Origin of the sequence: Vibrio quintilis (genome assembly GCF_024529975.1) — a bacterium.
GTDB classification, from domain to species: domain Bacteria; phylum Pseudomonadota; class Gammaproteobacteria; order Enterobacterales; family Vibrionaceae; genus Vibrio; species Vibrio quintilis.
On the sequence record NZ_AP024897.1, the window covers coordinates 1,350,990 to 1,376,910 of the forward strand.

Consider the following 25,921-nt stretch of genomic DNA (forward strand, 5'->3'; position numbering starts at 1 on the left):
TCTGTTAACGCAGGAAGCCCAGCGTTTTCATTAACTGACCAATCTGAGTTTCCTGCTCACTGAGGAACGTCAGGAACTCAGGGCCGGGTTTGTACAGGTCAACCCAGCCGTAGCGATCACGGACGGTTTTCCATTCCGGGGTTTTAAACATGGCAGCAAGGGCGTCATCGTAGTGTTTGACCTGAGCATCGCTGAGCCCCGGCGGGCCAAAGACACCGCGCCAGTTGACAAAAGTGGCGTCATAACCGAGTTCTTTCAGTGTCGGGACAGTCGGTGCAACCGGCGAGCGTGTTTCCCCTGTCATCGCGAGAATGTGTACTTCTCCGGCCTGAGCCAGGTTGATAGCTTCGCTGAGACCGGTGGAGAGAACCTGTATTTCACCAGACAATAAAGCCGCCATCGCTTTACCACCGGCATCGTAGGGAATGTACTTCACCCGGCGTGGGTCGCCGCCGGCTGCCTGAAATGCCAGTGCAGCCACCAGATGGTCCATACTGCCTTTGGCTGAACCGCCGCCAATTGTCACTGAGCGGGGATTTTTCAGGTAAGCGTCCACGACCTGCTGAAAGTTCTGATAAGGTGAATTTTTCCCCACTACAAATGCAGCGTAATCGCCGACAACGGCGGCGACCGGGGTCAGATCATGGAAGGATTGCGGAAACACTTTGGACAGGGCGCGGATAATGATCGGGGTGGAGTTGATCATCAGGGTGTCTTCGGCCTGTTTACCGGCTTTGATCAGGTGCGCAATGGCTTTACCACCACCGCCACCGGACATATTTTCGAATGAAACTGTTTCAGCGACGTTTGATTTCATCAGGGCTTCACCAAGCCCGCGAGCGGTGCTGTCCCATCCGCCCCCGGCGCCTCCGGGAATCAGAAAGTGAACATCATCAATCATATGTGTGGCTGCATGCGCGCCTGACATGGTGCCACAGCATAAAGCGACCGTGTACATGACTGCGCGGGATTTCTCCCGGATTCTGTTTAACATACATTCTTCCTTGTTGGGCTTTGTTTTAGTTTTCACCTGACAAGTTAGCCTGTGAATTTAAATGTGAATAGTTTGTAAATCTAAAGTGAATAAAAAAGCTATTGGTCATTTTGTTCATATTGTTCACGATGAAAGCGGATGGCTGAATTGATGCGTCTGTCCCTGTTATTTGATGTGTCTGTCCCTGTTATTTGTTGCGCCTGTCCCCGCTATTTGATGCGTCTGTCCCTGTTATTTGCTGCGTCTGTCCCCGTTATTTGCTGCGTCTGTCCCTGTTATTTGTTGCGTCTGTCCCTGTTATTTTCGTTGGTCTGAGCAGAAACATCAGAAACCAACCCTGGACAGTTTCAATTGATCAGAGTGTGTGATTGATCGGATTTTTACCTGAAAAAACCAAAGGAACTTTTCGCTGGCTCACAGCGCTGTGAAGCGGTTTTTTGTAATGTTTATGTTACATTTTTGCTAATGGATTTTGCGTTGATGTTTTCTGTTCTCCGCACTTTATCCCGCCATTTTTCTCTGCGTCAGCTCAGATTTAAAACCCGGATGATTATGATTCTGGGAGCGATCACCCTGATTCAAACGGTGGGACTCGGCTATTTTGCCCTGCATTATCTCGATCAGGCGCTCAACGAGCAGATGGGGCGTCAGGCGGTTCAGCTGGCACAGACCATCGCCCATATGCCGCTGATCCGTGAGGCGATTTCCCACGGGGAACCGGATCAGCTTCAGCCATTCAGCCTTGAACTGGCCCGCGTTGCCAAAGTGAGTTTTGTGGTGATTGGTGATCAGCATGGCATTCGTTTAGCACATCCGAATGCGGCTAAGGTCGGTCATCCGATGTGGGATGATGACGGTGAAACGGATGATCAGGTGCTTCAGCAGGGACAGCCTTCGGTATCAAGAGTGGAAGGCAGCCTCGGTTTGTCGATGCGCGGCAAAGCCCCGGTGAAAAATGAGCACGGACAGGTGACCGGCATCATTTCGGTGGGTTATTTGCTGGATACGGTGCATCAGACGATACAGACGTATCAGCGCAGTATGTTTGTCGCCATCGGGCTGTTTTTTATGTTCAGTGTCCTGACAGCACTTGGCTTCAGCCATCATTTCAAAAAAGCGATTTTTCATCTTGAACCCGAACAGATCGGCCGGATGTTTCATGAGCAGAAAATCATTCTTGAAACCATGCGGGAAGGGATTGTTGCCATCAATCAGCATGGTGAGGTTTCCCTGATTAACTCTGCGGCTTTACGGGCGCTTCAGCTGGATGACAGTGTCAGTTATCAGGGCCGGCATATTCTGGATGTAATCCCCCACAGTGAAATGCTGGACGTACTTCAGTCCGGGGAGCCGCATTATGATGAGGAGATATGGCTGGCGGATCATCATTTGATTGTGAACCGGATCCCGCTCCGGCAAAACGGACAGGTGATGGGCGTGGTCTCCAGTTTCCGGTTGAAGAATGAGGTGGACCTGGTGGGCCGTAAACTGACCCGGATTCGCCAGTATGCGGAGACGCTGAGAAGTCAGTCGCATGAATATAATAATAAGCTTAACACCATTGCCGGGTTAATTCAGATTCAGTCTTACGATAAAGCATTAGCGCTGATTGGTCATGAAACCCAGCTTCATCAGAGTTTTATTCATCAGGTCATGGCCCTGACGGATGACAAGATGCTGGCGGGTTGTCTGCTGGGTAAGTTTAACCGGGCACGGGAGTTGGGATTAAGGCTGGTGATTGACCCGGACAGTCAGTGTCATGATATCCCGGCGGCGATTTCCCGCGGGCAGCTGATCAGTATTGTCAGTAATCTGATCGATAATGCATTCGAAGCGACCTTTCATCACCGGGGTGAACGGGGGGAAGTGCGCATCAGTATGACGGATTTAGGTCACGAGCTGATTCTGGAAGTGGAAGATGAAGGGCCGGGCATCAGTGAGATGCAGCAGCAACGTATTTTTGACCATGGTTACACCACGAAAAATCAGCCCGGCCACGGAATAGGCCTGCATCTGGTGAAAACCTTAGTCACCCGTTTTCAGGGGCTGATTACCATTGAGTCACCGGTTGCAGGAGCGCAGGGCAGCCGGTTTACAGTGTATTTACCGAAAGAGAAACAGGGCAATGACTTACCGAAAGACCAGCATCTGCCGGAACAAATCAATGAGGAAGGGTCATGATTGAATTACTCATCGCAGATGATGATCTGCAAAATGCTGAAATTCAGCGGCGCTTTGTTGAGCGTGTCGACGGATTTGAAACCCGGGGCGTGGCGCACAGTCTGGATGAATTACACGATTTGATGGAGGTTTTTCAGCCGGATCTGGTGTTGCTGGATAATCACTTCCCGACGGGGACAGGGATTGATCTGCTGAAATCCTGGCGGGCGAAGGATATCAGCACCGATATTATTATGATCACCGCTTCGACGGAAGTGAGTACGCTGAAGTCTGCGATGGCCTGCGGTGTGTTTGACTATATTCTCAAACCCCTGGTGTTTGAGCGTTTAAAACGGGCGCTTGAAGGGTACGCAGGGCATTATTATAAGTTGCAGCAAATGACGGCGCTGATGCAAAGTGATGTCGATGGCTTGTTTCATTCCCCGGCCAGCGCTGCGCCCGCAGCCGTTTCCCGTTTGCCGAAAGGAATTGACGGGCTGACGCTGGATAAGATCAGACGGGTGCTGACCACATGGGATCATCAGATTACTGCCGAAGCGCTGGGGCAGCAAATCGGTGCCAGCCGGACGACTGCGAGGCGGTATCTCGAACATCTGGTGTCGACCGGTGAAGTGCATGCCGAGGTTTCTTACGGCAGTGTCGGCAGACCGGAGCGGCAATACCTGCGTAAGCTGAGTGGGGTGTAATCCGGTGTGCTGCAGTGAAACCCTGGACATATGAAACTGTTTTCTGAGGTGTAATGATGACCGCCAGCCGGGAAGGTTCACGATGACTGTGTTGCCCGGCAACTATTGTTGGTATCAATGCTTTTCGGTATACTTCCGGAAATTGATATGTGTCCGGTAAGCACCGTATTGTTTAAACTTTATACAGCGTTTTTTGAGATATTCCTTCCAGAATGCAACCGATGTGCTTAATCTCGCAATGAACTTACGCCATGCTGTAACCGGATCAACAATTACTGTAAATACAATGACTTCGAAGAGGGAGTTTCACGTTTTGAAAAGTGGAGCAAATGTAAATGAGTGATCAGGATTCTCAACAGAAGAGACAGTACTTTCGCCTGAGGTATGAGATGAAAGAACTTATGCCGGATTTGTATATGTTTGGCAAAGTCTTCAGAGTAAGTGAAATCTCAGAAGGTGGTATTCGTGTGCTGATGGGTGAATCAGCGATTACCGCACAGCGGACCATTAGTGGTTATATTGAGCTGCATACGGCCGGAAAAATCTTTGTGAAGGGGAAAGTACTTCGTCAGGAGAAAAAAGAAATGGTCTTTGCGCTCACAGAAGGGCCGACATTTAAAGATATGCTTGAGGAGCAGCGTTTCCTGCGTCAGAACCATCCTGCATTATTCCCGAAAAAAGCCGGGCTGGTTGAGTATTGATTCGCTCCGGAGAGCGGGTCGTGTCTGTTTTTACCGGTTGCACCCTCTGTTTTTACCGGTTGCACCGGGCTGATGTCCCCCTGAATACCATGTTTTCCTGCCGTTTTGACCAAAACGGCATCATCAACAGTGAATTAAGCGTTGCCGGAGCGTAGTGACGTGTTTGCGGCATTCCGGTGCTCAGTTCCGCTTCTCCCCGGTGCGGGTGAGGGGTATAACTGGCAAATATCCGGTCCCACAGGCTCAGACAAAATCCGTAGTTACTGTTTGCTTCCTGTATGCTGCGCGAGTGGTGAATCCGGTGATAGTCCGGTGTGACAATCAACCGGCGCAGCCAGGTTTCAAATGGCTCCGGAATACGGACGTTGGTGTGATTGAACATGGCGGAAGCATTGAGCACAATATCAAACAACAACACCGCTTCAAACGGTATTCCCAGCAGCAGAATCACCCCGGATTTAATCCCCAGTGACAGCAAAATCTCAACCGGATGAAACCGCAGAGCCGACGATGTATCCAGCGACGGGTCAGAATGATGCACCCGGTGCAGACGCCAGAGCCATGGCAGTGTATGGAACAGCCGGTGCTGCCAGTAAATCACCCCGTCAAGTAAGATCAGACTCATCACCATGGCCGCCCAGAACGGCAGTTCAGGGTGAGAGAGCAGCCCGGAATGGCCGTACAGGCTGACGAATGAAAGCAGTAGTGGCTGAAACAGGCGGACCACCAGAATGCCCGAGCCGAACAGCAACAGATTATGTCGCCAGCGCAGCCCGGTTTGTTGTCGTGGCAGTATTTTGGCTGGTTTGCGCCATTGCCACCAGAGTAACACCGTCAGCACAGCCAGAAAGACACTTACCCGGATTGAAAAATCTGTCATGATATAAACTATGGGTTCACGTTTAATTAGTAAGCATAGCAAAATGACTCGTGATGAATTTAATCAGTTTTGCAGTGAGCTTCCTGCCACAACCCACGTGGTGCAATGGCGCGGGGCTGATGTATGGAAAATCGGCGGGAAGGTGTTTGCCATTGGTGCACAGGGGCCGGAAGGATTGCCTGCGGTGACTTTTAAGACATCCGATCTGAATTTTGAATTTCTAAGCGATCATGAAGGATTCCGGCCTGCGCCTTATTTTGCCACCCGGGGGATGAAGTGGATACAACAGACAGATGGCAGGGCAGAGCAGGATGAAGCACTGCGTTATTACCTGCAACAGTCTTACCGTATTGTGGCCTCTGGATTATCGAAATCAAAACAGCGCGCACTGGGGCTGCCGGAGGCGCCTCACCTTCATGACTTTCATTCTCAGAACGATCACCCTCAGAAATAGCCGGAAACAGACGATTTTCTGAAGGTGAAGTCCGGGTTGTGACCGCTAGTGGTTAAGCCGAAAGGATGGTGTTCATATCCGTTTCCACATCACTGATCAGGCGAAGGTCGAAACGATCCTGCAATGCCTGGAGCAGGTTGTCGGTTAAAAACGGTGGTGCCGTCGGACCGGCATAAATACCGCGGATATCGAGTGAAAACAGCGTCAGCAGAATCGCAATTGCTTTTTGTTCAAACCAGGAGAGCACCAGTGTCAGCGGCAGGTCGTTCACACCACAGTCAAAGGTTTCTGCCAGTGCCAGCGCCAGCCGGATTGCAGAATAGGCATCGTTACACTGGCCGACATCCAGCAGGCGCGGAATGCCGTTAATGTCACCATAGTCGAATTTATTGAAACGGTATTTACCACAGGCCAGCGTCAGAATCACGGAATCATCCGGTGCCTGACGGGCAAAGTCCGTGTAATAACTGCGTTCAGATTTATCCCCGTCGCAGCCGCCAATCAGGAAAAAGTGGCGGATATTGCCTGCTTTGATCTGTTCAATCACAGCGGGTGCGGCCTTCATCAGCGCATTGTGACCGAAGCCGGTGGTGATCAGATGTTCCGGCTCATCTGCGGCAAATCCCGGCTGTTGCAGCGCACACGCAATCACAGCGCTGAAATCATCACCTTCAATATGTTTGACACCGGGCCAGCCGACAATGCTGCGGGTGAAGAGACGGTCAGCGTACTGACCGGTATTGGGATCGATCAGGCAGTTGGAGGTCATCACAATCGCACCGGGAAACTGTGCAAATTCTTTCTGCTGGTGTTGCCATGCACCACCATAATTTCCTGCCAGGTGCGGGTATTTCTTCAGTTCGGGATAGGCATGAGCGGGCAGCATTTCTCCGTTGGTATAAACGTGAATACCGGTGCCTTGTGTCTGTTCGAGAATTTTTTGCAGATCATGTAAATCATGGCCGGAGACCAGAATACATTTCCCGGCAACCGGGCTGACGTTGACTTGTGAAGGCTCCGGGTGACCAAACGCTTCCGTCTCGCCTATGTCCAGCAGAACCATGATTTTCAGATTCAGCTGACCAATCTGCATTGCAGTTTCAAACAGCTGATCATTGGATTCCGGGTCGGTGCCCAGCCATGCCATGATACGGTGATATTCGCCATATAGCTCACGGTCAGTCTGACCGAGTACGCGGGCGTGTTCCATGTAAGCCGCAACACCTTTGATACCATACAGACAAAGCAGCCGCAGCCCGATGGTGTCTTCGCTGACCGTATTCCGGCCACGGTTAACCGCGGTTTGCTCTGCGATGGCCATGATGGCTTCATGGTTGTCCGGCAGCTGAAAACAGGCGGCTTTACTAATCGCGGCAATAGGTTCACCACAGGCCAGAGCGGCGGTTTCGACCTGCCCGGCCAGTCTGTCCCGGTAGTCCTGTGTCTGACGGGCAAATTCCAGAATGCGGACCGGGTCGAAGTTCACGTTGGTCAGCGTTGAGAAGAAAGCTTTGGGTGCCCACTGGTCAATTTCATCATCGATAATCTGATAACGGCGCCCCTGTTCTGCCCAAAAGGACAGTCCTTCGAGTAAATACACCAGTACATCCTGCAAATCCGAAACTTCAGCCGTTTTTCCGCATAAACCTGCGGCATAAGCACAGCCATTATTTTCCGGTCTGCGGATGGTTTGTTCACACTGAGCACAAAACATGATTTAACTCCTTTAGGGTGATGAGCCGGGAGACAGTTTTTCCGGCTTTTATCATTCAGCTTATTTTTTATGATCAAGATTTCATTCACTGTGTTTCATGAATTGTGCCATTTGTTAACTATCTGATTTTAAGTAAATTATTATATAGGTTGTTGAAAGGATGATGTCATTTATACATCGATGTGATGTCGAGATGACATCACATCCGATCCGGAGTGAGGGATTGGTTTATAGCGGGGACAGACGTTGGTATTTATTGTGAGGACAGGCGACATATTGTGGGGACAGACACTGCATTTTTTGGAAGGATAGGTGCGTTACTTTTATCTGTTTTGAAAAAGCCAGGCCTTAACCGGACTGAGTTGTGTCTGTCTGAAAGTGTTGTGGGGACAGACAGCGTAAGCCTTCATTTTAGGGCGTCTGTCCTTTCAACCTCAGGGGGTGGCTTATCGCAGTGCTGAATCCTCAGTGTGGGACCAGGGTGGTATCCTGTTCAAGCAATTCTCAGGTGATTGACCAGATATTGCCAGACACATTCAGCTGCGCGGCTGCGCTGTGACTTTCTGAAACTGATCAGATTGATGGGCGCACTGTCCGGGTGGTGCCAGTCTGTCAGGATACGAACTAAATGACCCGCAGCAATTTCTTCGTGCAGAACCAGCGGTGTAATCATCATAATGCCCAGACCAGCACATGCCATATCGGTGAGCGCCCGGCTGCTGTCAGTGGTGATGGCTGCTTTGACCCTGACTGATTCTGTTTCCTTTCCCGGTTGACTGAAGGACCAGTGATCACCAGCCATGCGGCTGTTTTTAAATGCCAGACACTGGTGTTGACTCAGGTCGTCCGGTGTTTGCGGGTGGCCGAAACGTGCCAGATATTCCGGGGATGCGAACCAGCCCCAGCTGATGGTGCCGACCTGCTTTGCGACCAGTGAGGAATCCGGCAGAGTGCCGGTCCGTAATGCCATATCAATGCCTTCAGCCAGCATATCCGCCGGCTCATCATTGAAGCTGATCTCCAGTTTGATGCCCGGCATCTGGCGTCGGATTCCGGCTAACAGTGGCACAAGATAAGATTGTCCCAGCATAATACCGGTGCTGATTTTTACCTGACCAACCGGTTCATCCTGAACCTGTTCTTTGAGCCTGTTTACACCGGCGATCAGCTCCGGCAGCGTACGGGTTTGTTCTGCCAGTGCCTGTCCGAACTCAGTGATCAGTAACCGGCGGGTGGAGCGCTTAAACAGGGCTTGTCCTAAGGTATCTTCAAGCTGTTGAATTTTTTTACTCACTGAGGATCTCGGCAGATTCAGATAGCTGGCAGCAGCCTGAAAGCTGCCTTTTTCAACCACGGTCAGAAATATCTGGATCAGGGGTAGTGACTGATAAAGTGGGTTCATTAATTCGTTCTATTCCGGAAACAATAAATTCATAAATTGTAGACTAATTGAAAACAAATAATCCCGCTACCCTGTGTCTGTGATTCAATTTAAACCGGAGAGCAGATCATGAACACATATACATTAATTACTGGCGGAACCACTGGTATTGGTTTTACCGCCGCTGAAAAACTGATTGCTGAGGGGCGTCAGATCATCATCACCGGGCAGAATCCACAACGGGTTGAAGCTGCGGCAGAAAAACTCGGTTGTACCGGGCTGGTGGCTGACAGTGGTGATATGGCGTCTGTCATCGCACTGGCCTACAAGCTGCGTCAGGACAATATCCGCTTAGACGGGCTGGTTTTGAATGCAGGGACGTTTATTCCGGCCGGGTTTGAAGAGACAACTGAAGCTGATTTTGATAAAAGCTTTGCGGTTAACACCAAAGGGCCGTTTTTTACCCTTCAGGCATTGTTGCCCTGTTTGAGTCATCCGTGCAGTGTGGTGTTTGTATCAAGTATTGCGGTGGATAAAGGGTTTGCCGGATGTGCTGCTTATGCGGCCAGTAAAGCGGCGGCAGAGGCTTTTATGCGGGTGGCGAATATCGATCTGGCATCGCGGGGGATTCGCATCAACATTTTGCGTCCGGGGGTCACTGCAACACCGATTCAGGGCAAAGCCGGGATCAGTGAGGCAGAGAAACAAGCGTTGTTTAACAGTCTGGACAGTACGGCACTCGGCCGGGTGCTGACCCCGGATGATCACGCCGGAACCATTTCATACCTGCTCTCTGATGCGTCACTGGCAATACGTAATGCTGTTATTCAGGTTGATGGCGGGTATGCTTTGTAAGCCGGTAAAGTGCTTGTTTTTCGACATATTGTGGGGACAGGCACTGAGGTATCCCCACAAATTTTAAAAAAATGTTCAAATAAATCAGGTTGGCAGGAACATTCATGGCTTTTTGTGATCTTAATTGTCACCACAACAAACCAGACCACAGCCATGAATGTCGACCAAATCATATCTCAATTTGTTACTTCTGTCTCTCAAGGGGGGCATCAAACCCGTACTCAATCACTCACTGCCTGCGTACAAAGTGCCATGTCTGGGAACGCCTTGACCGTGACTTCTATGGGGCGGGGGATTCAGTCAAAAGCCCATCAAAAACATAATATTAAACGGGCTGACCGACTCTGTTCCAATCCACACCTTTGGGCTCAAATCCCCTTGATTTATCAGCGAATTTGCACACTCATTGTTTCCAAAAATTCACGACCAACCATCCATGTTGACTGGTCTGACTTAAACCTGAGTAAAACCCTTTTCCTTATCCGGGCGTCCATCTCTTTTCAGGGACGGGCACTCACACTCTATGAAGAAGTTCATCCACTGGAGACGAAAGAGAAACCAGCGACTCATGACCTTTTTCTGAAAACGCTCAAGCTCCTTTTGCCCAAAAATACTTGCCCCATCATTGTAACTGATGCCGGCTTCAAACGTCCGTGGTTCAAGAGCGTTCAGGCTTTAGGATGGGACTTTGTCGGTCGTATTCGTGGACGGATTTGCCTGAGTCCGGATGGCAAGACGATGCAGCTTTGTAAAACCCTGTATCCTTGTGCAACCTCATCCGCTCGTGGGCTGAAAAACTGGTTCATGGGAGGAACATCCCCTTATCCGCTTCAGCTGGTTTTATATAAAGAACGACCCAAAGGCCGGATCGCCAAAACCGCTGGTGGAAAAAGAAAGCAGTCAAACTACAGTAAGAAGAATGCCCGTCGGGCCAGGGAGCCGTGGCTCCTTGCAGCCTCATTAAATTTATCAAAAAAGTCACCCGCTCAGATTGTTCAAATTTACCATCAGAGAATGCAGATAGAAGAAGCGTTCAGAGACCATAAATCCAGTCAGTTTGGTATGGGGATGGAACAGCACCGAACAAAGAGTCACTCGCGTCTGAGTGTGATCGTTTTGATTGGAACACTAGCGCATAACATACTGATATTATTTGGTATTATGATGGAAGAACAAGGGCTTCATAGACACTATCAAGCCAACACAGTCAAAGATCGGAGAGTGCTTAGTCATGTGACATTAGGTCTTCATTTTTATCGTCATGGCAACGCAGATCTCTCTCTCGATGACTGGCATTTAGCCATCCTCATATTACGAGAAAAAGTCACTGAGTCTCAGGTGATTAGAGAATAATTTTGTGGGGATCCCTCAGGGACAGGCACTGCATTTTTGGAAGGATAGGTGCGTTACTTTTATCTGTTTTGAAAAAGCCAGGTCTTAACCGGACTGAGTTGTGTCTGTCTGAAAGGCTGACTCATCCGGATTGATCACAAATATGCAATAAGTAATTATTTATGTTTAATAATAACACTGTTTATAATCGTGTTTGATTGAATATGAATTATAAAAAAGGCTGTTGTGAAATGAATGAAATAACGGAACGATTCCTGGAACAAATGAAATTTTATAGCTCTGAGTACTGGGATCTGGCTGGCTGTGATGACTACTTTGACTATCAGAACGATTATGATGTGATTGGTGGTGATGTGGCTCCGGGAACAGGAGATCATATTGTGATTGATCGCCGGGGTTGTGGTGATACTTATGGCTTGTGCCATGACTGTGCAAACATTTATCCGATAAAAGTCATCAAAAACTCAGGTGTCAGTGGACCGGTGGATACTTATGAAATCACGGATGTGAAAGATTTTGACCTTCAGTTCTTTGCTGGATATAAAAATCAGGATTTTCAAAAACTGCTTGCTCAGTTTAAGCAATGCCTTGATATCGGAGATGAGGCTGAAGATCTATCCGGACGCCTGATTCAGCCGGGACTGAAATTATTGCAGGATGCATGTTTCAGTGATGATCGGCTTGAGTCTGTTGAAGATTTAGATAGTGCGATCAGACAACTCGATGAAGATTACTATGAAGATGTAATGGTCTTTGTTGCTATGCTGTTGGCTTTTTATATTCTTGTGAATCATGATCGTCCTGAGGAACTCAGAGAATCGTTGAAAATTATGTTAAGCGGAGAACTATGTGATGAAGATAATTCACCGTTTATCGCTGAGCTGTCGTATGTGAAAATACTGACGCTGTTTGAATTGGAAAGAAAACAGGATGCTTATAAAATCATCAGAAGAGTTCAGGCTGAAAATTATCTCGATGATGATTTGTTCCAGGATTATTATGATCTGGACGAATATATCGAATGGCTGAGGGTAAGTCAGCCGCTGGTTGGTCCTGACAACTTTAATTTCTATTTACCGGGGCAGCCGGGGCCAATCTCTTTGATTGATCGTTTCAGAAGGATTGGCCACTTGTTTCTGGCTATACGTGATCAAAAAGAAGTTTGTGAATACGACTGGAATATCCTGCTAAATGCCAGCCGTCGCTATGATGAAGAAAAAGCATTTTTTGAGCATGATTATCATTTGGTACTGTACTGGCTGCTCTATTTTGGTATGACCGCCGATCAACGTTATCAAGATGTTGAAGTCATTGCTGAGCAACAGGAATACCGAAAAAAAATGAAGATGTTTGGTGTTGTTCTCGATTTTTTCAGTACAAGGAATGATTTTGTGATGTCTGTTCCTCACGAACAATAAGGTAACGAACTTCAAGGGACAGACAGCATCTTCGGGACAGGCACCTGCGCCGCCGTAATGAAAAGCCGTGCATTTATGCGCCAGCTTTTCATTCATGGTGAGTCATGGTGAAGAAAGCGCTACTCAGCCAGACCGCCGTGGGTCAGTTTCTCCGGATCCAGCAGGTTAGCCAGTGTTTCTCTCGGCAGATCGGTTTCTTCTTCGGCAACATCCAGAATAGCTCTGCCTTGCTGGTAAGCTTTTTTAGCGATAGATGCAGCCTTGAGATATCCGATCACCGGATTGAGTGCTGTGACCAGGATCGGATTTTTCTTAAGTGGTGTTGCTACCTGTTCATGCCGGACACGGAATGTTGCAATAGCCTGATCTGCCAGGGCGATAGCACTCTGACTTAACAGATGAATGCTTTCAGAGATATTGTGGGCTATGACGGGTAGCATGACATTCAGCTGAAAGTTTCCTGACTGTCCTGCGATGGTGATGGAAGTATCGTTACCAATCACCTGGGCTGATGCCATCGCCACTGCCTCCGGGATCACCGGGTTGACTTTTCCGGGCATGATGGAAGAACCGGGTTGCAGCGCCTGTAATTCAATTTCCCCCAGTCCTGCCAGAGGACCGGAATTCATCCAGCGCAAATCGTTAGCAATTTTCATCATTGCAACTGCCGTGGTTTTCAGTTGCCCGGAAAGGGCAACAGTGGTGTCCTGGCTGCTGAGATTAAAGAAGTAGTTGTCGCTGGTGGTAAAATCTGTGCCGGTAACCTGCGACAATTGGCTGGCGAACTTTCCGGCAAATTGCGGATGTGCATTAATACCGGTTCCAACGGCGGTACCACCCTGAGCCAGAGCTTTGATTGCCGGCAGTTGCTGACGGATAGCCTGCGCGGCATGGTTAATCTGGTGCTGCCATCCGCTGAGCTCCTGAGCAAAACTAATTGGCATGGCATCCATCAGATGTGTCCGACCGGTTTTAATCACTGAAGTCAGCGTTTGCTGTTTGGCTCCGATGATTTCACTTAAATGATGCAGGGCTGGTAATAGCTGTTGTTCAACGGATAGGATGATGCTGACCTGAATTGCGGTTGGTACGACATCATTACTGCTTTGCCCCATATTGACATGATCGTTCGGGCTGACTGTCTTACCTGATGACCGGCTGGCGAGCGTGGCAAGGACTTCATTCATATTCATGTTTGAGCTGGTACCTGAGCCGGTCTGAAACACGCCTACCGGAAAGTGAGATAAATGCTGGCCTTCGATGATTTCCTGTGCAGCATCGCTGATGGCGACAGCAATATCCTTTTCTAATAATCCCAGTTGTGCATTGGTGGCTGCGGCTGCCTGCTTGATGAGTGCCAGAGCCTGTATGAAATCTTCAGGCATCAAATGATGACTGAGATGGAAATTATCTGCGGCGCGTTGGGTTTGAGCCTGATACAGAGCATCTTCGGGAACCTGCACTGTTCCCATGCTGTCTTGTTCAGTTCTGAATGATTGAGTCATTGGTTTATCCTTTTGTTTATCTGTTGTTATGTTTGTGAGATATAGTTGCTGACTTACGGAAGCTGGCAGGATTGCAGGATTTTTTTCAGGGCAAAATACTTGTCGGTACCATGTTCGAATCCGATATAAAAACGCTGCAAACCTGAAAGTGGAATATAGATAGCGTCCAGACAGATTTTACGAAATACCGGAGTGCGTTCAGGATCAGAAATGGCGCTGACCACATGCAGATAAACCTGCTTTAAAAACAGTTCACATAGCAGTGTATTTTCAGCGTAAGCGTCCCGCTCATGATAGCCTGCGATTCGTTTGCCCCAGTGAATGTAGTCACTCACGACATCGGCTTCGTGGCCTTCCGGACAGGTTTGTTGCAAAAACCGGGACTGAGCTTTAAAGAAGGCATTATAAAGTGAGGTTTGATCAGGCATTAGCGAGCTCTCCCTGTTGAATTATCAATTAATAGTAATGAAAATCATTATCATTTACAAATGATTCATGAGCAGTGGATGATGATCAGAGAGAAAGGATGCAGGGGAGATTTGTGGGTAGACTTATGTGAGGGTTTATGGGGACATTAGGTTCATAGGCAGGTGAGGTTTATAGGGACAGCCGTCTTTTGAGGCTAAACACTTTTGGGAAATACCTGGAGGTATTTGTTGGTTCTTGCGGGGATACTTGCGGGGACAGGCATCTTTCTGCCCGGATATCATTGTGTTATCAAAAAAGTTGAAAGCGAATATTGAAAGGACAGTCACCCGAATAATAGCTGTTTGAATGGTCTGTCCCTGCAAAATTTGCCTGCAAAATTTGTTTCTGCAACTTTCAGGAAAACAAAGTCAGGGTAGTTCAGGGCACATATCTTAAGCTGCTGGTCAGTTTGCCATTCTCAGCCAACATAGATATTACATCCTTTTCCCGGATATGACGCAAAACATGTATTTGCGGGTTTTTCTTTCATGGATTCTGCTTCATCATCGTTTAAAGCCATTTGCCCGGAGTTATGATGACGATTGCCAGATCACAGCAGGTTTCTCTTGATATCACTCCTTATTACCACTGTATTTCCCGTTGTGTCCGGCGCTCTTTTTTATGTGGGCAGGATCGATACTCTGGTCGTTCTTATGAACATCGCCGACAATGGGTGGAAGACCGGATCCTTGCACTGGCCCGGATTTATTGCATTGATATCTGTGCTTATGCCGTCATGCACAATCATTACCATTTGGTGGTCCATATCAATCAGGCAAAAGCCGGGCAGCTTTCCAATGTTGAAGTCATTGAACGCTGGGGAGCGGAGCATCAGCTACCGCCGTTGATCCAGCGATATCTCTGTCAACCATTGACGGCCGCTGAAGTTCGCCGGAGTGAGGCACTGATTCAAATCTGGCGACAGCGCCTTTACTCGCTCAGCTGGCTGATGAAAGAGCTGAATTATGAGATTGCCAGAGAGGCAAATCTGGAAGATGGCTGTACCGGACATTTTTGGGAAGGGCGGTTCAAATCACAAGCACTGCTGGATGAAAGGGCACTCCTTGCAGCGATGGTATACAATGATCTGAACCCGTTGCGCTCTGGTATTGCTTCGACACCTGAGACTTCGGAATATACGTCGGTGAAAAAGCGTCTTGATGCGCTGAAGCAGAATCAGCCAACACCGCCCGGATTGTTTCCTTTTACCGGCAGTCGTACTTCCCATCAAACGGAGGGACTTCCGTTTCGGCTGATGGATTATCTGGAGTTGGTCGACCGGGTCGGACGTCAGAAGAACGATGATAAGAATGGTCATATTGCAAACCATTACCCTAAAATTTTAACCCGGCTTGCATTTGATCCTGATGAATATCTGTATCTTTGCCAATCTATCGAACGATACCGATGTTTGTGGATTGGGACTTCTGAACAACTTAAGCAAGCGAAAAAGGTACTAAATAAACAACGTATTTCTGCTATTCGCCTTTAGATCTTCATATTCATTTCTATTTCTTACTGACGACAGAATCATCTTTTATTCTATACCCAAACAACCTGAAGGTGCACCTTTCGGCTGTACGCTGAATCATGCATCTTCAGGTTACTTGGGTATATGCTGAATAACTTTCGGCAGGCAAATGTGTATTTGTTGATTGTAAATAACTATCGGGACAGCCATTTCATTAATTATTTGGCGTGTTTTCATATGTTTACCTGGTGTTTAAATGGGACAGTCACCATAAGTGCCGGTCCGGTTGGATTGTTTGAATTGTCTGTCCTTTGAATGATTTGTTTTGAGTGGCCTGAATAGTTTTGTATCACGGCCATCAGAACGTCTGTCCCCAGATAAACAGGCCTGTCCGCGGAAAATCAGGAAAACTCACAATTCAAACACCGACAACTCCTGACGTTGTTTTTTCGCCAGTTCAGACAACGCTGTTGCAGCGGCGAGTGTCCCCTTCATCGCATCTGCATTCTCGTTAACCGACATAAAGGCCGCTTCGGCCACATGGGAAATATCACTTGTAACGCTGACCTGTTCCTGAGCGGCTGTCGCAACGATTGTATTGATATCTGACATTGAATGAACTACGTCTGAGATATCAGTAAAAGAAGCTTTTACCTGATCGACCAAAGTGACCGATTTCTGTATTAACGCAACATTTTGCGCCATATTCTGGCTGGCCTGCCCTGATTGATTTTGCAACGTTTCAATCAGGGTTTGAATGTCTTCTGTTGATGTCTGAGTCTTTGAAGCCAGTTTGCGGACTTCATCGGCAACAACGGCAAACCCGCGGCCGTGTTCACCGGCTCGGGCAGCTTCAATTGCTGCATTGAGCGCCAGCAGGTTAGTTTGTTCTGAAATGGTATTAATAACATCAGTGATCGACCCGATATCAACGGCAACCTGCCTGACGTCATTCACCAGCTGCGCAGTTTCAGTCGCAGAATCATTGACCTGCTGACTCATCCCGATATTCTGATTCAGCATCTGCTGGCCATACGCGACATAATTCAGCGCATTTTTAGCTGCGTTTTCGGCGGCTGTTGCCTGCTGACTGACTTCCTGAGATGTTGAAGCCAGTTCGCTGATGGCTGTTGAAATCTGTTCCACCTGAAGTAGCTCAATCTGAGCATTTTCCTGACTGTTCGCCATGACTTCATTTAATCCGGCGGACGAAGAAGCCACCTGCTCTGAAATCGTATAAGAGCTTTGAATTAACTTTCGGATATGTTGCGATAAATTAATCAGAGAACGGTAAATTCCGGATGCATGTTTTGTATCCGGAAATGTTTGCCGCAGGTCTCCCTGCGCCATGATTTCCATATATGCAGCAATATCCCGTGGGGCACCACCGACAGGATGCAGGACCATTTTCTGCAGAATGAATAACACCAGCAGGATCGAAGCCAGCAGTGCGAAAAGGCCAATTGCTAATGAATTCCTTAGCTGGCTATCGGCATCCTTATAAATTTCATGATCATAAATAAAAGACACATAATTCCATTGCGCAGTATGCAGTTTTCCCCAAAAAGCAGTGAAATCAACGGGGCGGCCATTAATACTGGTTGTATATGACATCTCCGGGTTCTCTGTCCTGAATTTGCGGTAAAACGGACGCAGAAGAAACATATTTTTACCGATAAAATCAGCGTAGGGCGATGCCAGGATTGTTCCGTTTTGCGTATAAATGAACTGATTCTGGTTTCTGGAAATCTCCCCAAGAATGGCGTTAGAGTATACTGCAGTTAAGATAGCGATGTGAGGATTGATCCGGTAGGCCAGCGCAATGACTTCTTTTCCGCTTCTGGAAGAGATGAAAGGATCGCTGATAAAATAGGTTTTTCCCTCTTCATAGATTGCCTTAAAATACTGGCGGTCCAAAACTTTGACATTGGTGGGTATTTTCCTGCCGTCCTGCGCATAAAAGCTGCCGTCATTAAGAAATAATCCAACGGTATCTGCCATGCCATGTTGTTCCCGGTACAGAACATTCAACTGTTCTTTGGCCCGGGAAGAAAGTTGGTTCCCATGAATATCGCTGAGTTCAATGTCGACTGCTGACAGCTGGCTGGTGATTGCATCCAGTCTTGCCGTAAGCCTGATATCAATCAGCACGTTTTGTTGTTTCAAAATAGCTTTATTCAGTCTGACACTGTTCGAGCGATAGTCCAGATAGTTGAATATGGTAAGCAGGGCGACCACGATGACAATTACCCCACTCATAATACCGGCGATCTGTAATTTAAATTTATTCATCTTACACCTTCCCGAAAAAAGATTGAGTTTTGACCCTGACGGGAAACTCAACACATTGTGACTATTGTTCGGTTAAGCTTTTCACTGATCGTTTTCCGGTAATAGGTGGGATCACTGCCGGAATCCCTTTATTTCGATGAAGATATGTGATTCAGCTCTTTCCCCTGGATGCAGAAATGAAGTGCATCAATCAGGTGCCTGTCCTCTCTAGCTTCCTGTGTCCTCTCAGGTTTCCTCTCAGTATTTATCAATCTGGCGTCTGTCCCCCCTGAAACAAAAAATTTTGTGGGAAAATTTAGTGGGGACAGGCGGCCGAGCTGGAATGAGATTCCGGTCAGAATGACTGTCCTTTGAAAGGAACCTCTGAATTTGAAGCGTCTGTCCAGTCAACGTCTCCATGTCTGAAGTGTCTGTCCTGTCAACGTCCTGATCTTATTTTCTGCCAGGATATTGACTGAGTGTCTCTGCCAGACAGCTGACCGCCTTTGTCAGTTCTTCCGGGGTTGAATTGGTGAAATTCAGCCGCAGGGCCGGTTTTATTTCCGTTGAGCCCGGCGGATAAAAAACCGGGCTGGGAACAACCGCTACGCCCTGAGTGAGCAGTTGCGTTGCCAGTTTGAAAGGATCACATTCGGGCAGCTTCAGCCAGACAAACATTCCCCCATCAACCGTATTCAGTGTGCAGCCTTCCGGCAGCTGCGTCTGAAGCTGAGCCGACAGTATTTGGTAGCGGGAGCGATAAAGCTGGCGCATTTGTGTCAGGTGATCCGGAAAATCTTCATGTTGCAGCAGGCCGAGGAGTAATGCCTGCATCGGCACACTGGTGTGAAGATCTGCCCCCTGTTTTACTTTAATCATCGGCTGAATGAAATCAGCTTTTCCGGTGACCACACCGAGGCGCATGCCCGGAGAAACTGTTTTGGAAAATGAGCGCAGCACAATCGCAAGATCCGGACAATATTGCGAGACATAAGGCAGGGTTTCACCACTGAATCTGAGATCCCGGTAAGGCGCGTCTTCCACCAGTGTGACCTGATACTGAATACAAAGAGCCGCAACTTTCTTGCGGGTTTTTGCAGACCAGCAAACACCGGTTGGGTTATGGAAATCAGGAACCGCATAAAATAGTTTTGGTGCACTGGCCGCAAAATGTTGTTCGAGTTCTGCCAGATCCGGCCCGCCCTCCGTCTGGCTGACCGTCAGAATATTGGCCTGAACCAGCCCGAAAACCTGCATCGCGCCAAGATAGCTGGGAGATTCCATCACTATCGGATCGCCGGGATTGATATAGGCGCGGGCCAGCAGATCTAACCCTTGCTGAGAGCCGGTGCAGACCAGCGCCTCATGATTTTCCGGCAGCGAGAATTCGTCTGACAAAAATCTCAGTAAAGGCGCGTAGCCTGCGGTTTGCTCATATTGAAATACTTCCGGCATATCAGCCAGTTTCTTCAGGGTTGGTGCCATCAGATGAGTCGGAAATGTCGCCTGATCGGGCAAACCACCAGCCAGTGAAATGACATTCTCATCACTGGCCGCGCTGAGTATTTCCCGGATATAGGATGATTGAATTTGTTGCAGTGAGGTTGCGGTTTCCATGTTGTGTTCTTTGCCTGTATTGAGGTGATTATTATGTTCGTTATCATTTCAGACAGAGCATAGCGCGGCTTGCATGTTCATGTTTGTCTGTTTATGCTGATAAAATTGTCCATTTATGCTTTTTTCTGCAATGAACTCACAGCATGTCTCCCGCATTAATGATGTCATTTTTTATATCCATCAGGATATCAGCCGCGATCTGCCCGCCGCTCAGCTGGCGGAGATAGCGGCTTATTCCGAACAGCATTTTCACCGGATTTTCAAACAGATCGTCGGTGAACCGGTGCATCAGTATATCCGCCGGACACGAATGGAATATGCCGCGAATCAGCTGATGTTTGACACCGCAGCTTCCGTACTGGAGATTGGCAATCAGTGTGGATTCAATTCTCTTTCATCATTCAGCCGGGCGTTTAAAACAACATTTGGTATGTCGCCGGGAGAGTGGCGCAAGCACGATATTCAGCAAAATGACCCGCCTTATCTGACCGATGCGGAAATTGCGGGTGGTTATGCCCGGGTCGCGAAACGGGGTATTCCTGCGCCCAAAGTGGTGGACCTGCCCTCCCGGTTGGTGGCTTATGTCCGCCATACCGGATATGACCGCTCGATTAAAAATGCCTGGTTGTTGTTACAGGCATGGGCCAGCGCAGAACAGCGTGATTTCTCAGTGCAGTATGGGCTGCATCATTCGAATCCGGCCTGGGTGGCACTGGAAAAGTGCCGTTATGTGGCCTGTATTGAAATCGACCGGCCGGTGCAGTACCGGGGAGCGGTGAACCAGCTGACTATTCCCGGCGGGCCGCATGCGGTGTTCCGGTTGCATGGTCAGTACGGTGAGTTACTGCCGCAAATCAGTCTGATTCTTGAACATTGGCTACCGGCATCCGGGTTGAAAATGGCTGCAACCCCGGCTTATGTTCATTATTTCAGCAATCATTTTCTGGCCGCTGATGAGCATTTTGAGCTGGACTTCTTTTTACCGTTACAGTTTTATATCTGAGATCCGGCCCCGGCCGGATCAGCCGGATTCACTCTCTGTCAGCCCCAGCTTTTTCCCCAGACGGTACAGATTTCCCCGATCAACTTTCAAACTGCGGGCTGCTTTCGCCCAAACGCCCTGATTCTCTGCCAGCGCCTGCTGAATCAGTTGCTTTTGATAGCGGTTCATAGCATCGGTGAGTGACAGGGACGGTTCCGCCTCCGCCTGTATTTGCGTGTGCAGACTTTCATCCAGTTCTGAGAGTGTAATGATACGCTGATTTCGTCCGGCTGCTTTGAGCGCGGCTCGTGTCAATGTGTGTTCCAGCTGGCGGATATTGCCCGGCCAGTGGTAGTGGCTCAGGACACCCAGCGCCTCTGCGGATAAGCGAAGAGCCGGACTGTGAAACTGCTGGCTCAGCTGAGAGAGAAAATGGTCACACAGCAGCCCGGTGTCTCCTTTTCTGTCCCGCAGGGGAGGCACCTGAAGCGGAAAGATATTCAACCGGTGAAACAGGTCTGCCCTGAACTGTCCGGCTGCAACGGCTTCCTGCAAATTACGGTTGGTGGCGGCGATCAGGCGGACATTGACAATCTTGCTGCGGTCGCTGCCAACCCGCTGTAGCTCACCCTGCTGGATCACGCGCAGAAGTTTAGCCTGTAAACTGAGTGGCAGTTCACCGATTTCATCTAAAAACAGTGTGCCCTGATCGGCCAGTTCAAACTTTCCGCTCCGTTCTGAGGTTGCGCCGGTGAATGCCCCTTTAACATGACCAAACAGCTCACTTTCCGCCAGACTTTCCGGCAGCGCGGCGCAGTTCACCCGAATCATCGGGTGATCATTACGCCGGGAGTGTTCATGAATCCTGTTGGCAACCAGCTCTTTCCCGGTGCCGGTTTCTCCGCTGATTAATACGGTGAGATCGCTCATCGCAACCAGATCAATGTTTGCTTTCAGCTCACAGATGGCCGGGCTTTGTCCTGTCAGCTGGGGTGACTGAGCCTGTGCTTCTTTCAGCAGCATTTGTGTCAGCCTGCGCTGATGCGAGTTTGCCTGCTGCAACTGTTCCCATTGCTGACGGTTCCGCAGTGTGGCAGCCGCCAGTGCAGCGACGGTTTCTACCGTGACATCACTGATTTCATCAAAGCGGCCGGGTTCACTGGCATCCAGAGTCAGAGCGCCCACCAGGGTTTGTTCAACATACAGGCTGCATCCCATACACGAATGCACATGATCTGCCTGACCGGCACTGAGCAGCTGTCCGTCGAACGGGTCCGGCAGCTCACAGTCTGCGGCGAAACGCACACACTGGCGGCTGGCAAGAATCGCCTGCAAACGGGGATGCTCTGTGATTTTAAAGCGCTGGCTGGTCAGTTGTGGGGACAGTCCGCTCATCGCAACCGGCACCAGCTCTTGCTTTTCATTGAGGATGAACAGCGCGCAGGCATCACACGGAAAAACGCGCTGAACAGATTCAATCAGTTTTTGGTGGTGAATATCGCTGGTCAGCGCCTGACTGAGCATAAGTGAGATTTCGAGCAGCAGGTGGTCGATCGCCTGAGACATGAAAATGAATCCTGGTGCAAAGATGAAGTGATGTCATTTTTACATCATCGTCAGTGACGGAACAAACAGAGAGTCTTATTTCATTGATTTGAGTCAGTTTCTGCAGGCGTTCTGTGTCACTGGTGTAATATCGCACACCGGTTTCCTGCCTGGGTGGCATATCTGATGTGTTTGTTTTTTAATCAAAACAAAAATAAAAAGCGAAATAACTATATATTGTTCCCACAAAGTGTATAGTATCAGCGGCTAAAATAGCGGGCTATTAATGAAATATTTAGTTCAAGATCTTCTCAGTTTTTTTTCGATTAAATTCGACATATTTATTCTGCGATACCTTTTTCTTTATTCCTGATTTAGTAGCTTCTGTTTTTAACTTGTTCATGTATCGAGATATATAGTATGTCAAATAAAATTACTGGTTCAGTAAAATGGTTCAACGAATCCAAAGGATTTGGTTTTATCAGCCCGGATGATGGTAGTGCCGATGTGTTTGTTCACTTCAGAGCTATTGAAAGTGATGGTTTCAAAACATTGGCTGAAGGCCAGAAAGTTGCGTTTAACGTAGAGCAGGGCGCCAAAGGCCCTCAAGCTGCGAACGTTACTGTCGTGTAACGATGTTCAAAGAGATCCCGTTCATTACCTGTTGATGGCGGGGTCTTTCTGCACCAGTGTCTGGTGAGTAGCCATTGAATCGAAAATTAACAGAAATCAATATTGAAATTGCATCTGCGTGAGCAGAAAAGCGATGAGATTTTTGTGTCAAAGGAGGCGTTATGCGTAAACCAGTAAGAAAAACCAGTAAAAAAATGCGAAAAAGTGATTTCGAAGAAAGATTCGCACAAATGGTCGGGGAATATAATAAAGAGAAAGAAGTGCTTGATGCCATGCCGGAAGGTACCTCCGAGTATGCCAAACAGAAAAAAAAGTGTGACATTCTTTTCGCTAATGCTGAACGTTTTATCAATGCGCGTTAATCGCGATTAATTGTATTTTGTCTGTGGCTTGTCCGCCCGGATTCCATTTTCCTTTTCCATTCGCGTTTCCAATCCTGCGCCCGGCCGTACCGGCTGAATCCAAAGTTTTCAAATAATAAGAATGCCAGTGGCATTTTGCAATGCCACTGGCTGATATGATATCTGTTTTGTCCGGATTATCCCCACGCAACCTGCATCCTCAGGTTGCTTAGGTATCAATCATCGATAACGCAAAAGTCAGCAACACCGGCAAAGTAAACACCGTAAAAAAGTTACTGAACAACACCATGGATGCGACTTTCTCCGGCTCAATATTGAAGCGCTCGGCAAACAGATAATTCATCACCGCTGGCGGCAGCATGGTAAACAACACCATCATTTGCAGCTGCATGGCTGGCAGCGGGATGAACAGATCAATCACCATAAAGCAGATGGCGCCGGTCAGCAGGGAAAGCAGGGTGCATAACACGCCGGTTTTCAGGCCATCAAAACGGATATGACACATCTGTGCGCCCAGCGACAGCAACATTACCGGCACCGCGGGCTGGCCCAGCAGTGAAGTTGCGTCCAGCAACGGTTTCCAGACCGGGATATGGCACAAATTCATGGTCAGCGCCAAAACACTGGCTAAAAACACCGGCATCCGCAGCATGACTTTCAGCGGATTACCCTTGCTGAGCATTGCCAGACCGACACTGACCTGAGCGCAGGATGAAAATACGAAAAGCAGCACGGCCGGAGCCAGTGCCGTCTGGCCGAATGTATAAGTAAACAGAGGAATGGCCAGATTACCACTGTTACGGAACATGGTTGATGGTGCCCAGGTTTGATAGTTGAGTTTGAACAGATAGCAAACCGGAATCATCAGCAGGCCGGGAAGCAGCACGGCCACGGCAGAGGCGCCAAGCAACGGAAGCTGAGCGGTGCCCAGTGGCATGGTGGCGAGAGAAGAAAATACCAGTGCCGGGGCAAAAACATCCATATTCAGGCGGTTTACCGGGCGAAAGTCCGTTTTAATCCACCGGCCCACGATAAAGCCCACCAGCGCAATGGCAAACATAGGGAAAAGAATCCCGACAACTTGTTCTAACATATTCGACCTTTCTTTTTTGTGCCGCTGTCCGGGCAGAATTTTCAGCGTGACTGAAGGGGGTCAGACGCTGCTAGTACTGCGGCTAATTCATCGATCTGGTTCTCGCTGAAAACCCGGATGCCGTGTGCCCGCAATACAGCGGTCGTCTGGCCTTGTCCGGGCATTTTTATTCCTGCAAATCTGCCGTTATAGATGAATTGGCTGCCGCAGGACGGGCTGTTTTCTTTTAATAACGCCAGTTGGATCTGATGTTGCTGACAGAGCGCCAGTGCTCTGGCTGCACCGGCCTGAAAAGCGGCGGTGACGTTTGCACCTGTGCTGTCTTTGATTTGTCCGTCTGGCTGAATCTCCGCCGGAGGCCGGGGAGTGGGTAAGCCACCGCTGACCTCGGGACAGAAGACAATCAGGCGGTCTTGTGCCTTCCACTGTTGTAAAACCCGGTGAGTGAGCCGGTTATGTTGCCCATCATAACGCACGGCTTCGCCGTACAAACAGGCGCTGATGAGTATCTTTTCCACTTAAGGTTGCTCCGGCTGTAAATCCTGTCTGGAATATCCCCGTTTCACGTTGGCATAATAAACCGTTTGCGTCGGTACTTCATGGGTGTGATATCTGTTTTTATACCGGGAGAGAAAAGCGCGGTAAACCCCATATTTAAAATACACCCGCTGCGCATCCATTGTCTGTCCTTTGTAATCGACCTTTTGTTTGCCATTCACCCAGACCTGAAACAACCCGTTGCTGTCTTTGGCCCATTTCACGTGCACTTCAATCCGGTGCCATTTACCCCGCAAATTTGCTTCGGTAATCAGCGGATAATACCGGCGGCTTTTGCCAAACACATGATCATCGAGAAAATACCCGTCTTTGCTGTGATGAAACATCCAGACCGGATGCGAATGTTGCTGATGAAACTGGCCCAGTGCTGTTTTGGTCGGGTAGATATTCGGATAATCCGCCGGCACATACAGTGACCAGCCGTACCAGTACTCATCACCGGGGTAATTGTCTTTTCCTGCTTCGGATAGCTCGCTGCGTTCCCGGTCGTTTGCGCAGTCGCTCCAGTGGGTGGCTTCACCACAGTCTCCGGGGCGGACCTCAAATTTTTCCACCTGCTGAACCGGGGCATGACCGGTTGGATCAGCGATGACCTGATAGCCGTAGGACGTGGTATTGAGTGATCGTTTAAACCGGCCGAAGCTGCCGTTATCTACGCCGGAGCAGCTGCTGACAAGCAGCGACAACAGTAAGGTTACAACAGAAAACAGCAGGCGCTTCTCTGTATTCAGAAACATGTTTTTTAATCTTTTGCAGGTAAAACAGGATTATATCCCTTTATTGATCCAATGATCTGTTA

The 25,921-nt window shown here is 48.7% G+C and carries 23 protein-coding genes; 11 read left to right on the forward strand and 12 right to left on the reverse strand.

Annotated elements, in window-relative coordinates; all coding sequences use genetic code 11:
* Window positions 1-4: 4 nt before the first annotated feature.
* Window positions 5-994, reverse strand: coding sequence for a tripartite tricarboxylate transporter substrate binding protein (locus OC443_RS06355; RefSeq protein WP_073579667.1), 990 nt, complete (start codon window positions 992-994; stop codon window positions 5-7).
* Window positions 995-1,474: 480 nt separating this feature from the next.
* Between OC443_RS06355 and OC443_RS06360 the strand changes: the two genes are divergently transcribed.
* The 3 genes from OC443_RS06360 to OC443_RS06370 all read left to right on the forward strand — a co-directional run bounded on the left by OC443_RS06360 (window position 1,475) and on the right by OC443_RS06370 (window position 4,562).
* Window positions 1,475-3,175, forward strand: a complete 1,701-nt coding sequence (locus tag OC443_RS06360) for an ATP-binding protein (protein WP_200796872.1) — start codon at window positions 1,475-1,477, stop codon at window positions 3,173-3,175.
* Window positions 3,172-3,861, forward strand: a complete 690-nt coding sequence (locus OC443_RS06365) for a response regulator (RefSeq protein ID WP_073579668.1) — start codon at window positions 3,172-3,174, stop codon at window positions 3,859-3,861. Before OC443_RS06360 ends, OC443_RS06365 begins: the two co-directional genes overlap by 4 nt.
* A 389-nt stretch (window positions 3,862-4,250) precedes the next feature.
* The gene (locus OC443_RS06370) at window positions 4,251-4,562 is read left to right on the forward strand and encodes a PilZ domain-containing protein (protein ID WP_143169195.1); all 312 of its coding nucleotides are present in this window, start codon (window positions 4,251-4,253) and stop codon (window positions 4,560-4,562) included.
* A gap of 52 nt (window positions 4,563-4,614) precedes the next feature.
* Here the strand turns inward: OC443_RS06370 and OC443_RS06375 are convergent, their stop codons facing one another.
* On the reverse strand, window positions 4,615-5,442 hold the full coding sequence (locus OC443_RS06375; RefSeq protein WP_073579670.1) for a sterol desaturase family protein: 828 nt from the start codon (window positions 5,440-5,442) through the stop codon (window positions 4,615-4,617).
* 43 nt (window positions 5,443-5,485) lie between these two features.
* Here OC443_RS06375 and OC443_RS06380 point away from each other — a divergent pair, with 43 nt between their 5' ends.
* Entirely contained in the window at window positions 5,486-5,896 is a 411-nt protein-coding gene (locus tag OC443_RS06380; protein ID WP_073579671.1) for an MmcQ/YjbR family DNA-binding protein, read from the forward strand.
* Between the two features lie 52 nt (window positions 5,897-5,948).
* On the opposite strand, the gene hcp is transcribed toward OC443_RS06380, so the two are convergent.
* Both hcp and OC443_RS06390 read right to left on the reverse strand, forming a co-directional pair.
* On the reverse strand, window positions 5,949-7,610 hold the full coding sequence (gene hcp / locus OC443_RS06385) for a hydroxylamine reductase (RefSeq protein ID WP_073579672.1): 1,662 nt from the start codon (window positions 7,608-7,610) through the stop codon (window positions 5,949-5,951).
* A gap of 493 nt (window positions 7,611-8,103) precedes the next feature.
* Entirely contained in the window at window positions 8,104-9,012 is a 909-nt protein-coding gene (locus tag OC443_RS06390) for a LysR family transcriptional regulator (protein ID WP_073579673.1), read from the reverse strand.
* A gap of 108 nt (window positions 9,013-9,120) precedes the next feature.
* Between OC443_RS06390 and OC443_RS06395 the strand changes: the two genes are divergently transcribed.
* The 3 genes from OC443_RS06395 (at window position 9,121) to OC443_RS06405 (ending at window position 12,617) form a co-directional block, all read left to right on the forward strand.
* Entirely contained in the window at window positions 9,121-9,846 is a 726-nt protein-coding gene (locus OC443_RS06395; RefSeq protein ID WP_073579674.1) for an SDR family oxidoreductase, read from the forward strand.
* Window positions 9,847-9,960: 114 nt separating this feature from the next.
* Complete coding sequence (locus tag OC443_RS06400; RefSeq protein WP_143169471.1) at window positions 9,961-11,199, forward strand: IS4 family transposase; 1,239 nt, start codon at window positions 9,961-9,963, stop codon at window positions 11,197-11,199.
* Between the two features lie 230 nt (window positions 11,200-11,429).
* A complete protein-coding gene (locus OC443_RS06405) occupies window positions 11,430-12,617 on the forward strand; it encodes a hypothetical protein (protein ID WP_073580058.1) in 1,188 nt (395 codons plus the stop codon).
* A 119-nt stretch (window positions 12,618-12,736) separates the two neighbouring features.
* Here OC443_RS06405 and OC443_RS06410 read toward each other — a convergent pair whose 3' ends face one another.
* Both OC443_RS06410 and OC443_RS06415 read right to left on the reverse strand, forming a co-directional pair.
* The gene (locus OC443_RS06410; RefSeq protein WP_073580059.1) at window positions 12,737-14,122 is read right to left on the reverse strand and encodes a class II fumarate hydratase; all 1,386 of its coding nucleotides are present in this window, start codon (window positions 14,120-14,122) and stop codon (window positions 12,737-12,739) included.
* A gap of 53 nt (window positions 14,123-14,175) precedes the next feature.
* Complete coding sequence (locus OC443_RS06415; protein WP_073580060.1) at window positions 14,176-14,550, reverse strand: hypothetical protein; 375 nt, start codon at window positions 14,548-14,550, stop codon at window positions 14,176-14,178.
* Window positions 14,551-15,125: 575 nt separating this feature from the next.
* Here OC443_RS06415 and OC443_RS06420 point away from each other — a divergent pair.
* Window positions 15,126-16,082 carry a transposase gene (locus OC443_RS06420; protein ID WP_073580061.1) on the forward strand — a complete coding sequence of 319 codons (957 nt, stop codon included), beginning with the start codon at window positions 15,126-15,128 and terminating at the stop codon, window positions 16,080-16,082.
* A gap of 390 nt (window positions 16,083-16,472) precedes the next feature.
* On the opposite strand, the gene OC443_RS06425 is transcribed toward OC443_RS06420, so the two are convergent.
* Window positions 16,473-18,353 (reverse strand): methyl-accepting chemotaxis protein, encoded by a 1,881-nt coding sequence (locus OC443_RS06425; RefSeq protein WP_073580062.1) that lies wholly within the window; start codon window positions 18,351-18,353, stop codon window positions 16,473-16,475.
* A 432-nt stretch (window positions 18,354-18,785) separates the two neighbouring features.
* Complete coding sequence (locus OC443_RS06430; protein WP_073580063.1) at window positions 18,786-19,949, reverse strand: aminotransferase-like domain-containing protein; 1,164 nt, start codon at window positions 19,947-19,949, stop codon at window positions 18,786-18,788.
* Between the two features lie 130 nt (window positions 19,950-20,079).
* Between OC443_RS06430 and OC443_RS06435 the strand changes: the two genes are divergently transcribed.
* Entirely contained in the window at window positions 20,080-20,952 is an 873-nt protein-coding gene (locus OC443_RS06435) for an AraC family transcriptional regulator (protein ID WP_083601531.1), read from the forward strand.
* Between the two features lie 18 nt (window positions 20,953-20,970).
* Here the strand turns inward: OC443_RS06435 and norR are convergent, their stop codons facing one another.
* On the reverse strand, window positions 20,971-22,497 hold the full coding sequence (gene norR, locus OC443_RS06440) for a nitric oxide reductase transcriptional regulator NorR (protein ID WP_073580065.1): 1,527 nt from the start codon (window positions 22,495-22,497) through the stop codon (window positions 20,971-20,973).
* A 399-nt stretch (window positions 22,498-22,896) separates the two neighbouring features.
* Between norR and cspE the strand changes: the two genes are divergently transcribed.
* Complete coding sequence (gene cspE, locus OC443_RS06445; protein ID WP_073580066.1) at window positions 22,897-23,109, forward strand: transcription antiterminator/RNA stability regulator CspE; 213 nt, start codon at window positions 22,897-22,899, stop codon at window positions 23,107-23,109.
* Window positions 23,110-23,270: 161 nt separating this feature from the next.
* Entirely contained in the window at window positions 23,271-23,471 is a 201-nt protein-coding gene (locus OC443_RS06450; protein ID WP_073580067.1) for a hypothetical protein, read from the forward strand.
* 208 nt (window positions 23,472-23,679) lie between these two features.
* Here OC443_RS06450 and OC443_RS06455 read toward each other — a convergent pair whose 3' ends face one another.
* From OC443_RS06455 to OC443_RS06465, 3 genes are read right to left on the reverse strand one after another with little or no spacing between them, the layout of a single operon-like run.
* A complete protein-coding gene (locus OC443_RS06455; protein ID WP_073580069.1) occupies window positions 23,680-24,564 on the reverse strand; it encodes an AEC family transporter in 885 nt (294 codons plus the stop codon).
* 41 nt (window positions 24,565-24,605) lie between these two features.
* A complete protein-coding gene (locus tag OC443_RS06460; protein ID WP_073580070.1) occupies window positions 24,606-25,082 on the reverse strand; it encodes a DUF523 domain-containing protein in 477 nt (158 codons plus the stop codon).
* Complete coding sequence (locus OC443_RS06465) at window positions 25,083-25,859, reverse strand: polysaccharide lyase (protein ID WP_073580071.1); 777 nt, start codon at window positions 25,857-25,859, stop codon at window positions 25,083-25,085.
* Window positions 25,860-25,921: the final 62 nt, after the last annotated feature.

What these genes read in the sequence shown, in the direction of transcription:
- OC443_RS06410 (WP_073580059.1), bottom strand. Translation starts at nt 14,122, where the DNA reads ATGACTCAATCATTCAGAACTGAACAAGACAGCATGGGAACAGTGCAG.
- OC443_RS06430 (WP_073580063.1), bottom strand. Translation starts at nt 19,949, where the DNA reads ATGGAAACCGCAACCTCACTGCAACAAATTCAATCATCCTATATCCGG.
- OC443_RS06365 (WP_073579668.1), top strand. Translation starts at nt 3,172, where the DNA reads ATGATTGAATTACTCATCGCAGATGATGATCTGCAAAATGCTGAAATT.
- OC443_RS06375 (WP_073579670.1), bottom strand. Translation starts at nt 5,442, where the DNA reads ATGACAGATTTTTCAATCCGGGTAAGTGTCTTTCTGGCTGTGCTGACG.
- OC443_RS06390 (WP_073579673.1), bottom strand. Translation starts at nt 9,012, where the DNA reads ATGAACCCACTTTATCAGTCACTACCCCTGATCCAGATATTTCTGACC.
- OC443_RS06405 (WP_073580058.1), top strand. Translation starts at nt 11,430, where the DNA reads ATGAATGAAATAACGGAACGATTCCTGGAACAAATGAAATTTTATAGC.
- OC443_RS06435 (WP_083601531.1), top strand. Translation starts at nt 20,080, where the DNA reads ATGAACTCACAGCATGTCTCCCGCATTAATGATGTCATTTTTTATATC.
- OC443_RS06420 (WP_073580061.1), top strand. Translation starts at nt 15,126, where the DNA reads ATGACGATTGCCAGATCACAGCAGGTTTCTCTTGATATCACTCCTTAT.
- OC443_RS06355 (WP_073579667.1), bottom strand. Translation starts at nt 994, where the DNA reads ATGTTAAACAGAATCCGGGAGAAATCCCGCGCAGTCATGTACACGGTC.
- OC443_RS06415 (WP_073580060.1), bottom strand. Translation starts at nt 14,550, where the DNA reads ATGCCTGATCAAACCTCACTTTATAATGCCTTCTTTAAAGCTCAGTCC.
- OC443_RS06450 (WP_073580067.1), top strand. Translation starts at nt 23,271, where the DNA reads ATGCGTAAACCAGTAAGAAAAACCAGTAAAAAAATGCGAAAAAGTGAT.
- OC443_RS06465 (WP_073580071.1), bottom strand. Translation starts at nt 25,859, where the DNA reads ATGTTTCTGAATACAGAGAAGCGCCTGCTGTTTTCTGTTGTAACCTTA.
- OC443_RS06395 (WP_073579674.1), top strand. Translation starts at nt 9,121, where the DNA reads ATGAACACATATACATTAATTACTGGCGGAACCACTGGTATTGGTTTT.
- OC443_RS06380 (WP_073579671.1), top strand. Translation starts at nt 5,486, where the DNA reads ATGACTCGTGATGAATTTAATCAGTTTTGCAGTGAGCTTCCTGCCACA.
- OC443_RS06425 (WP_073580062.1), bottom strand. Translation starts at nt 18,353, where the DNA reads ATGAATAAATTTAAATTACAGATCGCCGGTATTATGAGTGGGGTAATT.
- norR (WP_073580065.1), bottom strand. Translation starts at nt 22,497, where the DNA reads ATGTCTCAGGCGATCGACCACCTGCTGCTCGAAATCTCACTTATGCTC.
- cspE (WP_073580066.1), top strand. Translation starts at nt 22,897, where the DNA reads ATGTCAAATAAAATTACTGGTTCAGTAAAATGGTTCAACGAATCCAAA.
- OC443_RS06370 (WP_143169195.1), top strand. Translation starts at nt 4,251, where the DNA reads ATGAAAGAACTTATGCCGGATTTGTATATGTTTGGCAAAGTCTTCAGA.
- OC443_RS06455 (WP_073580069.1), bottom strand. Translation starts at nt 24,564, where the DNA reads ATGTTAGAACAAGTTGTCGGGATTCTTTTCCCTATGTTTGCCATTGCG.
- OC443_RS06360 (WP_200796872.1), top strand. Translation starts at nt 1,475, where the DNA reads ATGTTTTCTGTTCTCCGCACTTTATCCCGCCATTTTTCTCTGCGTCAG.
- hcp (WP_073579672.1), bottom strand. Translation starts at nt 7,610, where the DNA reads ATGTTTTGTGCTCAGTGTGAACAAACCATCCGCAGACCGGAAAATAAT.